The sequence below is a fragment of the Sporosarcina cascadiensis genome, assembly GCF_009650995.1.
Classification (GTDB): Bacteria; Bacillota; Bacilli; order Bacillales_A; family Planococcaceae; genus Sporosarcina; species Sporosarcina cascadiensis.
Genome location: NZ_WHVV01000006.1, coordinates 23568 through 37615 on the forward strand (window position 1 = coordinate 23568; position 14048 = coordinate 37615).

Consider the following 14048-nt stretch of genomic DNA (forward strand, 5'->3'; position numbering starts at 1 on the left):
TGGAAAGAATAGCTATAATCAATTTCATGCATAAAAAAGTAAGACATTACAGGGAGGTTGCTATGTTTTTTATTGAAGCAAAACGAATTGCTGTGGTTATCTTAGGTGCATTCATTATGGCTGTATCTTTGAACTTCTTTCTAATAAACGCCAATGTCTATGCGAGCGGTTTTGCAGGTGCTGCACAGTTGGTTTCAAGTATCTTGACGGATTATATGGATATAACGGTTAGTACGGGTGTTCTGCTGCTATTATTTAATATTCCGGTTTTCATTTTGGGATGGTTCAAAGTAGGTAAGGGCTTTACAATTTACAGTATCGTCTCTGTTGCGTTCACCACTTTATTCTTGGCGATTTTGCCGCTTAGCTCTGTATCAGATGATATTATGCTGAATGCAGTATTTGGCGGTGTGCTGGCAGGTGTAGGAGTAGGAATGTCTTTGAAATTAGGGGCATCTACAGGAGGAATGGACATTGTCGCGATGATATTATCGCGTATGCAGGATAAACCGATTGGAATTTATTTTCTATTATTGAATGGGATTCTGATTGTCTTTGCCGGAATTCTATATAAACCTGAAAACGCATTGTACACGATGATTGCTCTATACGTCACCACATCAGTAATCGATATGATTCATACGCGTCACGAAAAGGTCACTGCCATGATTATCACCAGGCAGGCTGACGAGCTTCAGCAGGCAATTCACCGCCAAATGGTGAGGGGGATAACGATTCTGCCTGCAAAGGGTGCATATTCAAAAGAAGATAAAAATATGCTGTATGTCGTCATCACGCGTTACGAATTGTATGATTTGGAGCGGATTATCAACGAAACAGATCCTAAGGCATTTACAAATATCGTCCAGACCGTCGGCATCTTCGGCTTTTTTAGAAAAGAAGGCGAAAAACTAGTATAATGAATGAAAGCCAGGCATTTGCCTGGCTTTTTTGCAGCTTGGAATCTTGAGTAGATGAAAGGTCATTTACTGACGGAATTGAAGATGCTGCCAATATTTTCATGCGAAGTGCTGGTTACACGCTATGTAATAATTATATGTCATTTAATATTGGATAATGGTAAGGGAAATAATTCGATGTAAATTATCTGCTATTAACTTTAGTTGCTTGTGGGAAATGAAAAACTATGTGATCATAAAATGATAATTTGTTATTGTTAAAGAGTGTGGTCTATTGAAAACGAGTAATTACAAGGTGGTAGATGACAAATGAATCTAATGGATATCCAATCAATTGTTCAAAGTATAGCAGAAGCTACCGCAGCAGTATTAAAAATTGAAGTTGAAATTGTGAATCATGAATTTATACGTATTGCATGTACAGGAGAAATGCAAGTGAACATATTGAAAAGATTGGAAGGTGACCTTGTTTACAAAGAAGTGTTTTACAAAGAAAAACCGATCATTATTAAGAATCCCGGATTTGAGGAAATATGCTCAAGCTGTATGTTCTTTAGGAATTGTATAGAAATGGGAGAAGTTAGCGTGCCCATTATGGTTCATGGTCAAGCAATAGGTGTAATAGGATTGCTGGCATTTAATAAAGAACAGCAAGATAGGTTATTCGAAAATATTGAAGGAATACTAACTTTTCTGGATAGAATGGCAGATCTTCTGGCAAGTAAATTAGACCAATTTAATATGATGGACGAACTGGAAATGCATAATAAAAAAATGATTAAAATGTTAGACCTCGTACAAGAAGGTGTCTTAATAACTGAACCAAATACAAATATTATCGAGATTAATGAACAGGCCAAGAAGATATTAGGTATCACTGAAAATAATCCACAGCCTGAATATGTAACAAGATTCATTGAAAAGGTATTAAATATTGAAATTGTAGAACATCAAACTTTTGAATTGCATCATCAATTATTTCAAAAATCACTTATTGTTACTAAAAAAGAAATATTGGGTAAAAACCAATCAAAGGAAACATTGCTGACCATAGTCGACGTGGAAAGAATTCAGGATATGGCCGAGAAAGTCAGCGAAGAACAGATGAAATCACTTCAACATATTGTAGGATCCAGTAAGCAAATTAATGAAGTGAAAGCTTATGCATTCCGAGCCTCTCAGTCAAAATCCACAATAATGATTCAGGGAGAGAGCGGGACTGGAAAAGAAGTGTTTGCTAAGGCAATTCACCAAGTCAGTAAGCGAAAAGGAAATATGTTTATAGCAGTAAACTGTGGTGCCATCCCTGAGAATTTACTTGAGAGTGAACTATTTGGATATGAAAAAGGAGCTTTTACTGGTGCAAGTAATATTGGGAAAGTAGGAAAGTTTGAACTGGCTAATGGTGGGACAATTTTTCTTGATGAAATAGGAGAAATGCCGTTACATTTACAAGTTAAGCTATTAAGAGTCCTACAAGAAAATGAAATTGAACGGGTCGGCGGAAATAAAATAATTCCAATCGATGTACGAATTATCGCAGCCACTAACCGCGAACTCAGTGAGTTGATTAATGAAGGCCTTTTTCGGGAAGATTTGTATTTCCGTTTAAATGTCATACCTATGAGCATACCTCCTTTAAGAAGTCGGCCAGAAGATATTGTATCCTTATGTGACTACTTTGTAAGTGAATATAATGAGATATTTAATGCGAATGTTCTAGGTTTCTCAAAAAATGTTATGGATAAGTTGCTTCAATACCCCTGGAAGGGAAATGTTCGCGAATTAAAGAACTTTGTAGAATACCTATTTAACTTTATACAAAATGGGTATATTACTTTAGAAAACGCTGGAAACCTAATAGATAATAAATTAATTTTGAAAAATTTAAATGAGGTCCCAAATATTTTCTCGTTAGAAATATTAGAAAGAGACCATATTAAAAAAACGGTTGAGTTTGTAAAGAAAAACAATCAAAATATCGAAGATGCGGCGATGTTATTAGGAATTAGCCGTGCGACATTGTTTAGAAAACTAAAAAAGTATCACAATGATATTTAGTATCATTGTGATACTTTTTTAGTTTAAGTTACAGCAGTAATTGATCTAGTCACATAACACGTTTTGAAAGTATCAATTAGATACTTTTCGTTTTACTATTTAATTATCATTATCTCACAAAGTCTGTTTAAATCAGTGTTTTAGAAGTTGGCATGGAAGTTGCAATAGTAATAGGCAGAGAGAAAAAATCAGAATTGTAATATTGTCTGATATAACAATCAGTCATTTTTTTCTCATATATATTTCATCTTCATATCTTTACATTGATACATAAGAAGGGAGAGAGTTGTGTGAAAGCAAAGTTATACCGTAAAGAAACAGGGGGGTATCGACATGACAAAAAATGAAAAGCAATTAAAATGGGTGAAGAATAACTTCCAACATAAAAACTTTAAAGATAATGATCTTAAAAACTTTGATAAGGAGAATGTAAGAGAAATATTGAACTTTCAAAAGACCCATCCATCTTATACACACACACCATTATATAGCTTGGCTCACTTGGCAGATCATTTGCAAATTTCAATATTGATGGCCAAAGATGAGTCTCAGCGATTTGGTCTAAATGCATTTAAAGTGCTGGGTGGGATTTACGCGATGGCTAAATATATTGCCAATCAGTTGGGTGAAGAAATTGAAGATTTATCTTTTGAGAAATTAAAGGACCCTTCTGTTAAAGAAAGACTGGGGGATGTGACATTTATATCTGCAACTGATGGGAATCACGGTAGAGGGGTGGCCTGGGCAGCAAGGGAGCTCGGTTTCAAATCTGTTATCTACATGCCGAAAGGTTCCTCTGCACAACGTTTGGAAGCGATTCGCAATGAAGGAGCTTTAGCAGAAATCCAAGATGTCAATTATGATGATACTGTTAGAATATGTGCCAGACTGGCAGAGAAAAATGGCTGGGTAATGGTGCAAGATACTGCATGGGAAGGATATGAAGAGATTCCTTTATGGATTATGCAAGGATACTCCTCAATAGCTTATGAAATTGTGGAACAATGGAACGAGACAACGGATCTTCCTCCTACCCACCTGTTCTTGCAGGCAGGTGTCGGTTCATTTGCAGCGGGAATTGCAGGATATTTTTTAAAAATTTATGGGGAGCAGGCACCTAAGATTGTCATAGTTGAACCTGATCAAGCCGACTGCTTTTATCAATCTTTCATTACCGATAATGGTGAAAGAACATTTGTAAGCGGATTGATGGCTACGGAGATGGCGGGATTAGCCTGTGGAGAACCAAATACGGAAGCATTTAAGCTTCTAAGAGGCAGCGCAGCAGGAGTACTATCCTGTGATGACTCTATCGCAACGACAGGCATGAGAGTATATGGAAATCCACTAAAGAGTGATCCGCGCGTAATTTCAGGAGAGTCGGGTTCCGTAACTTTAGGTGCCGTCTATTATCTGAAGAAATTCATGAAGAATCACTCTATAACTGCCGAATTAGAGTTAAACGACGAATCTCGCGTTTTGGTAATCAACACTGAAGGTGATACGGATGAGGAAAACTATAGAAAAATCGTCTGGGATGGTTTTTTACCGGTTCAATGAAAAAATTAAAAATAAAGGAGATATGATTATGTTGGCAAAAGAACGTTCTGAAGAAGTTGTGCAATTATGTAGTTCACTTGTTAAGATTCCGAGTCTGTCTGGAGAAGAGCGAAAAGTAGCCGAATATATAAAGCAGTATGCAGAAAAAATTGGTTTTGATCAGGTACAAATAGATGAACTAGGTAACGTCGCAGCAATTATTAATGGACATTCAGATGGTCCAACGATTGTTTTGGATGGTCATATAGATACCGTGCCCGTTCAAGAAAGTAATTGGGATGAAGATCCTTTCAGTGGAAGTATTCGCGACGGAAAAATATTCGGCCGCGGGACTTCCGACATGAAAGGAGCAGTCAGCGCCATGTTATTAGCTGCCTCCTATTACGCTAGAGACTGCGACAAAAATTTTCCTGGGAAAGTAGTTGTGTCCTGCAGTGTCCATGAAGAATGTTTTGAAGGGGTGGCTACCCGTAATGTAAGCGCTCAATTCAAACCCAATTATGTCGTGATTGGGGAAGCGACCAATCTGCAACTCAATAATGGACAGCGTGGCAGAGCAGAAATTCTTCTGGAAACTTTCGGAAAGCCGGCCCATTCCTCGAACCCTGAAGCCGGCATAAATGCTGTGAATAAGATGGTTACTTTGCTATCTAAAATTCAGAAATTAGAGGTAAGCGATCATCCTGTTCTTGGAAAAGGTATTTTAGAATTGACTGATATTATTTCCTCCCCATACCCTGGAGCGTCAGTAATTCCATCTCGCACAAGTGTCACTTTCGATCGCAGACTGTTAGTTAATGAAACTCGTGAGAGCGTACTTCGGCCTATTGAAGAGTTAATTGATGAGTCCATGAAAGAAGATCCCGAACTGAAAGCCAAAGTTTCCTTCTCGAGTGGAAATGAAAGCTGTTACACAGGAAGTGTAATTGAAGCGGAAAGATTTTTCCCAGCCTGGTTATTTGATAAAGATGAACCGTTTATCCATGATACATTTGAAAATCTCAAGAAAGTGCTTCCTGAAACAACTATATCGCATTATTCTTTCTGTACAAACGGCAGTCACTTTGCAGGCGAAGCGAATATTCCAACACTAGGGTTTGGACCATCTTTAGAAAAACTGGCACATATCGATAATGAATACATTGAAATTGGGCAACTGGAGAAAGCGGTTACTGGATATATGTCGATAATTGGAACTTTAATTAACTTAAAAGATAAGGGGAATGCACATGTTTGATTTACTTATTAAAAACGGACGAATTGTTGATGGAACCGGATCACCTTGGTACTATGCGGATCTAGCAGTGACAAATGGAAAGATAGAAGAAATTGGACTGTTGAACGACCAAAAGGCGAAAAGAGTAATTGATGCTAAGAACCATGTTGTTTCTCCGGGTTTTATCGATATGCATACACACTCTGATCTTGTCATTCTGGATGAACCCTTGATTGAAGCAAAAGTTCGACAAGGAATTACTACAGATTTATTGGGTCAAGATGGCATTGCAGCAGCACCGCTGCCTCCTGAATTTATATCTACTTGGCAGAAAAACTTAGCAGGTCTTAACGGCACTCCTCCAATAGAATGGGATTGGGAGACGCTTGGCGACTATATAGAAAAGATTAAAAAGAATAAACCAAGTTATAACTTAGCGGTTTTAGCACCGCACGGGAATATCCGGATGGAAGTAATGGGGTTAGCAAATCGAGCGGCAACAGATGAGGAGATTAAGCAAATGGTTACAGTTCTGCGACGTTCTTTGAATGAAGGAGCGGTGGGAATGTCAACAGGCTTAATATATCTGCCTTGCTGCTTTGCTGAAATGAATGAACTGGAAGCCTTGTGTGAAGTGTTGGGAGAATATGGCGCACCTTTAGTTATTCACCAGCGCAGTGAAGGTGACGAGATATTAGAGTCAATGGATGAACTGATCAGCATGATGAAAAGATGTGGTGCTCATTTGCATATTTCCCACCTAAAAAACTGTGGCAGAGATAACTGGCATAAGACAGAAAAAGTACTTGAAAAAATCGATAAGGCCCGTGAAAGTGGATTAGAAGTAACATTTGACCAATACCCTTATATTGCAGGAAGTACCATGTTCAGCGCAATCCTACCTCCGTGGGCACATGACGGTGGAACAGAGGAGATGCTGAAACGACTAGAGGATGAAGAATTGCGTGGGAAAATTATTACTGAAATGAAGACAGCCCTAAAAGGTTGGGACAGCATGTCTAAGTGGGCTGGCTGGGATGGAATTATCATTACTTCAGTAGAATCGGAAGAAAAAGCTTATTGTGTCGGTAAAACCGTTACGGAAATCGCCGGAATTGATGGTAAGAGCGAGGGAGAGACCGCTTTAGATTTAATTCACCATGAAAAGAACGGTGTCGGTATGATCGACTTCGTAATGAATGAAGAATCGGTCAAGCGTATTGTGGCCCATCCAGCAGGAACAGTAGGATCTGACGGACTGCTGGGTGGTGAACCGCATCCTCGAGCATATGGTTCCTTCCCTCGTATTCTTGGAAAATATGTTCGTGAAGAAAAGGTAACCACACTCGAAGATATGATTCGCCGAATGACGTCTCAGCCTGCGCGAATTATTGGATTGCAAGACCGCGGCATTTTAAGAGAGGGTATGGCTGCTGACATAGTAGTTTTTGATCCAGATACAATCATAGACCAGGCTACTTTTGAAAATCCACGTCAATTTAATATCGGTATAGATTATGTAATCGTAAACGGTGATGTCGTTATTGAAGGGGAAGATGCGTATCGTACTCCTTCAGGTAAGGTCTTTACTCGGGAATATATAAACAATAACTAACTCATACATGAGGCATCTAAATACCAAAAGCATAAGACAGGGGGATAGATATGACAATTATTTGGAGTATTATAATAGTCTACATGCTGGCAATGGTTGGAATCGGTTTTTATGCAAAAACAAAAATTAAAGATAGTGCAGACTATCATTTAGCAGGTAGAAGATTAGGACCAATCATGCTTGCTGGAACATTAGCAGCCACTGAAATTGGTGGCGGAAGTTCTGTAGGAGTGGCCTCCAAAGCCTACGGCGAATGGGGTCTTTCTGCGGGATGGTATGTAGTATCTGCAGGTATAGCGATAATTTTAGTTTCCTTTGTAGCACCATTTATGAGAAGGGCTATGGCTACAACAGTTCCAGAAGTAATCGGACGAAGATATGGAAAGTCAAGCCAATTAATAGCAAGCATATTGTCAATAGTTGCTTCCTCAGCACTGACTGCAGTACAGATTACTGCAACCGCTTCCATAGTCCATGTGTTGACTGGTTTTGATTTAAAGCTGGCTATTATAATTTCAGGAGCTATTGTTGTTTTCTATACGTTTTTGGGTGGCATGTGGAGTGTCACATTAACCGATTTTGTACAGTTCTTCATAATTGTAATTGGATTTGCTATAGCGGTACCTTTTGCTTTATCTAATGCAGGGGGAATGGAGCATGTTATTAGTCAAATTCCAAAAGAACAATTAGGTTTCACAAAAATCGGTTGGGGTACGATACTTGGATTCATCGTTTTATACTTTATGACCTTTTCCACGGGTCAAGAAGCCGTTCAACGTTACTATGCTGCTAAAGATGAAAAAACTGCAATATGGGGTTCCATAATGTGTGGTGGATTGATGACGTTATATGCATTTATTCCAGCGGTACTTGGATTAATTGCATTAGCTGCATTCCCAAACATCGAAGAAAATAGTGCATTGGCAACAGTATCAGTTGAATTATTACCCCCTGTTATTGCTGGAATACTTCTCTCGGGTGTCATATCGGCTACACTTTCTAGTGCTTCAGGGAATTTGCTTGCAGTGGCTTCAGTCTATATTAAAGATGTGCACACCAATATTTTCAAAAAGGAATTAGAAGATCAAGCTGAATTGAAAGCATCTCGTTTAATAGTCGTTATAACAGGTGTCGGCGCAATTGGTATATCTCTCTTTAGCCAACAAATAATTCCGCTTCTTGTATTTGCGTTTACAATTCGTTCAACAGGACCATTTGCTGCATACTTACTAGGATTGCTCGTTGAAAGAGTTACAAAAAATGCAGGCCTGGCGTCTATAATTGTAGGTACTGTTGTAGGAATTACTTGGGAAATACTAGAGAATCCATTTGGTATTATGGCTGTAATCATGGGAAGTTCAGCTAGTTTAATTACTTTCTTAGTAGTTAACCAAATTGAATTACGGCGTGGCGTAGACATTGCTCCAACAGCTTATCCAAAAGAATAAAATACAGTTATCCATACTAACTTTTTAAAAGATACTCAGTTTATGGGATTGAGAAGCAAAGCCTCCATATAGCATCCATCCGAAATGTCGAAGTAAAGCAATTGAACAAACAACCAAAAATAAGCACCCCTTCCAAAAAGGAGCGGGTGCATTCTTCATTATTCATCTTGCAATGCCTTATACAACTGGCCTTTACGTGCATACTCGTTCACAATACGAGTCATGTCGGCTCTGTCCTCATCAGTCAATTCGCGGACGACCCGCGCAGGTGAACCAAGTGCGAGCGTGTTGGGCGGAATTTTTTTACCTGGTGTCACCAGGCTGCCTGCGCCAATAAAAGCTCCTTCGCCGACTTCCGCACCGTCGAGCACGGTCGCGCCCATGCCGATGAGAGCTCCTTTTTTGATCGTACAACTGTGCAGCATCACTTTGTGACCAATCGTCACTTCGTCTTCCAAAACCAATGGGAACCGCGGGCTTTGATGAAGGCAGCAAAAATCCTGCACATTCACTTTTCGTCCGATAATTGTGGGAGATACATCCCCGCGTATAACCGTATTGAACCAAATAGTCGACTCGGGTCCGATCGTCACATCTCCTGTAATCGTGACATAATCCGCGATATATACGGACGGGTCAATCTCCGGCATTTTTCCTTCATAAGGATATATCAATTCAAATCTCCTCTTTCCCTAAAAAATCATGTATAATTTATCCTATCAAACATTTGGTTTTTCCGAAAGAAAATAAGGGCATTCCATAAATAAGAAAGCTAAGGGAGTGATGTCCATGTGGAAATGGGAAGCAGAAGGACAGCCGAAAGCAACAGTGGTCATTGTCCATAATGCCTATGAGCATCATCGCCGGTACGCTTGGCTCATTCAGCAATTGAGAAGCGACGGCTTTCATGTGGTAACAGGAGATTTACCCGGCCATGGCAAAGAAGGAGTGAAAGTTCACTCAGAAACATTTAAAGAATATCGCCGGTTCATCAAACAATTGATTCAGACGGGCTTGGATGACAGCCTGCCCATATTTTTATACGGACATGGCTTAGGTGCGACATTTTTGCTGAGGTTGCTGCAAACGGAACATGTGGAAAGTGCGGGCATTATTTGTTCTTCCCCGTGGCTTCATTTGGAACATCATCCGCCGCTCCTCGCAAAAATGCTGACAAAACTGGCACATGCCATGAAGCTTAACCATGAGATACAGCCTTCTTTACTGTCCAGAAATCCCGTATTCTTGGAGCAGTATGAAGACGATCCGCTGTATGTATCGCTTATTACAGCTGGCTGGTACAGGGAGTTAGAGCTTCTGATGAAAAATGTCATGCAGAAGGACTCGGCCATACAAAATATGCCTTTTCTATTGCATACAGGGGAAGCGGATAAAATTACGGACCCAAGCTACTCATATAAATGGGTGCAGTCACAAAACTTATCTGAGCTTCAGTATAAGCGATGGAAAGAATTATATCATGATGTCATGCAAGAGCCTGAACGGGAAGAAGTTTATCTCTATACGCGTTCATTCATGCATAATGTACTTCGTTCGCTGGGCTATGTAATTGAATGAAAGCTTTAATTGGGACGTGAACAAATGAAGGAAAGATTGTTTATAGGCGCGGCCGGTGCAATTGGTGCTGTCGCCCGTTTGCTGATCGGATGGTTATTTGGGGCAAACGACGGGTTTCCGTTTGCGACATTTATCGTCAATATAACCGGTACATTATTGCTGTGTTTCCTGGTCGGGCGGGCGGGGCTCAGCGGCAGTTTATCACCAATTCTGGTGTCTGCCATAACAGTCGGATTTTTTGGTGCGTTCACAACATTTTCAGCAGTGAGCCTGGAAACTATCAGGCTGCTTGAAGACGGGCTGCTCGTTCTTGCCGGCGTTTATATTATAATGAGTTTGCTGGGCGGTCTTGCTATGGCGGCGCTGGGCTTTTCATTGGCAAAGAAGGTGACGGCACAATGATCTGGCAGATAATTGCAGTTGGCTGCGGCGGATTGATCGGCGCGATGATGCGTTTTGAAATTTCCAGGCTCTTGAACAGAAGCGTTTTGCCATTCGGTACATTGCTGGTCAACAGTGCCGGAAGTTTTTTTATTGGCTGGATTGCAGGTTTGGAACTGTCATTGCCGTGGACACTGTTTTGGGCGACGGGTGTGGCGGGGGCGCTGACGACATACTCTACGCTGATGAAAGAGATTTGGACGTATTGGATAGAAGGACAAAAAGGACGGGCAGCAGGTTATACACTGCTGACGTTTGGACTCGGACTTAGCTTGGCGTATATTGGCTACTGTCTGTAGAAAAGAGGATTTGAAACGATGAGTAATAGAAAGAACAATAAGAAAACGAAAAAATGGTTCAGTTCCTTTCTGATTGCGCTTGCCATCGCAATACTTGCATTTTATTATCCGGAATTGCTGGGTGATGAGGATGCAGAACCGAGTCGTGAAGGACTGATTCCAGTTGAATTGGTTAAGACGATTGACGGCGATACTATCAAGATTATGTATGAAGGCGAAGAAAAGAATGTACGCTACTTATTGATTGATACACCCGAAACAAATCATCCGCGTCTCGGTAAACAGCCATTTGGCCAGCAAGCTAAAGTGCGTAATCAGGAATTACTGCAAAAAGGGCAGTTGGAAATCGAGTTCGATATCGGCGATAAATACGATAAGTACGGCAGGCTGCTGGCGTATATCTACATAGACGGCAAAAGTGTACAGGAACAATTATTGAAAGAAGGTTTGGCGAGAGTGGCTTATGTCTATCCTCCGAATACCCGTTATTTGGATAGGTTTGAGAAAGCTGAAAAGCAGGCAAAACAGTCTGGCATCGGGATTTGGACACTGGAGGATTACGCGACAGACCGCGGATTTGACAGCGATGCTTATCCTGTGAATAATATGGGGCAGAAAACATCAGGAAAAATCGAAAACTTTACAAACTGTACAGAACTCCGAAAGAAATATCCGGATGGTGTAAAACAGGGGCACTCTGCTTATGCGAAGCATCTGGACCGCAATCAAGACGGCGTGGCTTGTGAGTGACTGACGGAATTACAAATCTGCCTGACAATACGCCTTTGCTGTATTTTATGGCAAAGGCATACTATCGTGTATTATGCAGGTTTGCGCACGAATCAAGACTCAGCACGCTCTGATAAATAAAACCAGGAAATAACACTCTTGATGATATAAGGATATGCTTATGTGTTGATATTGGATAAGGGGAATAGGATATGACTTTTCTGAGCTGACTACAGAAGGCAAGAAATATGATCTGGATCGAATTAATATTACACAACAGATAGGTGTTACTGAAGTTTGAAAGATTTACAATAAACCCGACAGGATAGGTGGAATGATTCATCCATTCCATATTCACGGAACGTTGTTTAAAATTCTATCACGAAATGGCGAGGAAAGATGTCATTTATATTTATCATAATAATAGGGGTAAAAAAAGATTTTTTAAGGAGTTTGCTTTTTTACGTTTTAAATAGACTGTAAAGGGCAAAGTACTACTGAACATAAATTGGCGGGAGGTGATTCCTTGAATAGGAATTACGAAGAATGTCTAAAAGCATGTTTAGAATGTTTAGAGGCATGCAACAATTGTTTCGACGCATGTTTAAAAGAGGAAGATGTCAAGATGATGGCTGAGTGCATTCGCTTGGACCGTGAATGTGCAGATATTTGTGCTTTTACAGCACAAGCGATTACGCGAAACAGTCCTTTTACGAGTCAGATAATGGAGCTATGCGCAGATATTTGTGAACGATGTGCAGAAGAATGTGCTAAACATGAGCATGATCATTGTCAACGTTGTGCAGAGGCTTGCAGAAAGTGTGCAGAAGCCTGCCGAAAAATGATAGCTTAACAGATTTTAAGGTTAGAACCGCTTGGGCAATGCAGAAAATTTATTGTTTTCTGCATTGGCTCTTTTTATTTATTAGAACAATTTTTAATTTAAGTATGGAGGGGACAGGGAATGAAAAAATATTTTCTCATATTAAGTATTTCGATTATGATCATAATTAGTGGGTGTGGCAAAGACAACAGTAACGAAAACGATAACACGGCGATTACAAACGAATCTACCCATGAAAATATGGACATGGAACATTCTGGCTCAGGTGAAGTTCCCGACACATTGAAAGCGGCAGAGAATCCAACATATAAAGTCGGAAGCAATGCAATTATTAAGACCGATCATATGGAAGGAATGAAAGATGCGGAAGCAACCATAGTAGGTGCCTATGATACGGTAGCTTATTCTCTTTCCTATACACCGACAACTGGCGGTAAACGAGTAGAAAATCATAAATGGGTAATTCAAGAAGAGCTAAAAGATGCCGGGGATAAAGTTTTAGATCCTGGAAGTGAAGCGATAATTGAAGCTGATCATATGAAAGGGATGAAAGGAGCGACAGGAGTCATTGACTCGTCCAAACAAACGACCGTATATATGATTGATTACACGCCAACTACTGGCGGAGAACGAGTGACAAATCATAAGTGGGTGACAGATGGTGAGCTTTCTTCCAAATAAAATTACATTTTTAGTTATTTTATAGAAAGAATATTTATTCCCCTGAAAATGAAAGATCTTCAAATTACGAAGGTCTTTCTCAGATTTACGGCTTAATAATCTTTCTCAATTCTGTCGTTATTTCTTCAGACGTAAAATATATCCTGTCTTCGTGACCAATGTAAAAAAATGCACTTTGTTCTCCCTCTTCACCTAAATAGCACTGTAACAAGTAATTACCTCCGTTATCGTCAGTAGTTAGTAAATCATAATTAACACCTTCAAGTTTTACTCTCCCTCTTTCAGCAGTTATGAAGGCTTTTTTAAACGTGTTTAATTCTTTTGAGTCCTCAAAAGTTGCAAAGAAATTATCATTAAGCTTACCAAAATCAGTTGATTTGGAAATAGAAATTTCTTTTATATCACTAACGTCATCCATCAATAGCGCCTTTTTTGATTGACACCCCGCTAATACCAACGCTATGAATACTGATGTCAAGATTGCAATCATAGCTCTTTCATTCACTGGAATTACCTCCAAATATATAATTTCTCATTACCATTTAGACGTTCGCAATGAAGGTCAAGTTTCATTAATTGGCAATAAGGGATTTTACATAAATGTTAACCATTTAAACACAGGAAAGGAAATTCAGGAAAACTATGCTTGCTTATAT

At 39.7% G+C, this 14048-nt stretch carries 15 protein-coding genes; 13 read left to right on the top strand and 2 right to left on the bottom strand.

Features of this window, described 5'->3' with window-relative positions; genetic code table 11:
* Positions 1-62 precede the first annotated feature (62 nt).
* From GDZ68_RS07985 to GDZ68_RS08010, 6 genes are all read left to right on the top strand, one after another.
* Entirely contained in the window at positions 63-920 is an 858-nt protein-coding gene (locus GDZ68_RS07985; RefSeq protein ID WP_153721753.1) for a YitT family protein, read from the top strand.
* Positions 921-1229: 309 nt separating this feature from the next.
* Positions 1230-2981 carry a sigma-54-dependent Fis family transcriptional regulator gene (locus tag GDZ68_RS07990; protein ID WP_153721754.1) on the top strand — a complete coding sequence of 584 codons (1752 nt, stop codon included), beginning with the start codon at positions 1230-1232 and terminating at the stop codon, positions 2979-2981.
* 333 nt (positions 2982-3314) lie between these two features.
* Complete coding sequence (gene dpaL, locus GDZ68_RS07995) at positions 3315-4541, top strand: diaminopropionate ammonia-lyase (RefSeq protein WP_153721755.1); 1227 nt, start codon at positions 3315-3317, stop codon at positions 4539-4541.
* Positions 4489-5778 (top strand): YgeY family selenium metabolism-linked hydrolase, encoded by a 1290-nt coding sequence (locus GDZ68_RS08000; RefSeq protein WP_228551049.1) that lies wholly within the window; start codon positions 4489-4491, stop codon positions 5776-5778. Before dpaL ends, GDZ68_RS08000 begins: the two co-directional genes overlap by 53 nt.
* On the top strand, positions 5771-7372 hold the full coding sequence (locus GDZ68_RS08005; protein ID WP_194841097.1) for an N-acyl-D-amino-acid deacylase family protein: 1602 nt from the start codon (positions 5771-5773) through the stop codon (positions 7370-7372). The genes GDZ68_RS08000 and GDZ68_RS08005 overlap by 8 nt, the downstream gene beginning before the upstream one ends.
* A gap of 50 nt (positions 7373-7422) precedes the next feature.
* Positions 7423-8820 carry a sodium:solute symporter family transporter gene (locus tag GDZ68_RS08010; protein WP_153721757.1) on the top strand — a complete coding sequence of 466 codons (1398 nt, stop codon included), beginning with the start codon at positions 7423-7425 and terminating at the stop codon, positions 8818-8820.
* A gap of 158 nt (positions 8821-8978) precedes the next feature.
* On the opposite strand, the gene GDZ68_RS08015 is transcribed toward GDZ68_RS08010, so the two are convergent.
* Complete coding sequence (locus tag GDZ68_RS08015; protein ID WP_153721758.1) at positions 8979-9494, bottom strand: gamma carbonic anhydrase; 516 nt, start codon at positions 9492-9494, stop codon at positions 8979-8981.
* A 115-nt stretch (positions 9495-9609) separates the two neighbouring features.
* Here GDZ68_RS08015 and GDZ68_RS08020 point away from each other — a divergent pair, with 115 nt between their 5' ends.
* From GDZ68_RS08020 to GDZ68_RS08050, 7 genes are all read left to right on the top strand, one after another.
* Positions 9610-10398, top strand: coding sequence for an alpha/beta fold hydrolase (locus GDZ68_RS08020; RefSeq protein WP_228551050.1), 789 nt, complete (start codon positions 9610-9612; stop codon positions 10396-10398).
* 24 nt (positions 10399-10422) lie between these two features.
* A complete protein-coding gene (locus tag GDZ68_RS08025) occupies positions 10423-10800 on the top strand; it encodes a fluoride efflux transporter FluC (protein WP_153721760.1) in 378 nt (125 codons plus the stop codon).
* A complete protein-coding gene (locus tag GDZ68_RS08030) occupies positions 10797-11138 on the top strand; it encodes a fluoride efflux transporter FluC (RefSeq protein ID WP_153721761.1) in 342 nt (113 codons plus the stop codon). Before GDZ68_RS08025 ends, GDZ68_RS08030 begins: the two co-directional genes overlap by 4 nt.
* 18 nt (positions 11139-11156) lie before the next feature.
* The gene (locus GDZ68_RS08035) at positions 11157-11888 is read left to right on the top strand and encodes a thermonuclease family protein (protein WP_153721762.1); all 732 of its coding nucleotides are present in this window, start codon (positions 11157-11159) and stop codon (positions 11886-11888) included.
* Between the two features lie 313 nt (positions 11889-12201).
* Complete coding sequence (locus tag GDZ68_RS18205; protein WP_228551057.1) at positions 12202-12288, top strand: multicopper oxidase domain-containing protein; 87 nt, start codon at positions 12202-12204, stop codon at positions 12286-12288.
* Between the two features lie 105 nt (positions 12289-12393).
* Complete coding sequence (locus tag GDZ68_RS08045; protein WP_153721763.1) at positions 12394-12720, top strand: four-helix bundle copper-binding protein; 327 nt, start codon at positions 12394-12396, stop codon at positions 12718-12720.
* 111 nt (positions 12721-12831) lie between these two features.
* Positions 12832-13392, top strand: coding sequence for a YdhK family protein (locus GDZ68_RS08050; RefSeq protein ID WP_153721764.1), 561 nt, complete (start codon positions 12832-12834; stop codon positions 13390-13392).
* A gap of 85 nt (positions 13393-13477) precedes the next feature.
* Here GDZ68_RS08050 and GDZ68_RS08055 read toward each other — a convergent pair whose 3' ends face one another.
* The gene (locus GDZ68_RS08055; protein WP_153721765.1) at positions 13478-13897 is read right to left on the bottom strand and encodes a hypothetical protein; all 420 of its coding nucleotides are present in this window, start codon (positions 13895-13897) and stop codon (positions 13478-13480) included.
* Positions 13898-14048: the final 151 nt, after the last annotated feature.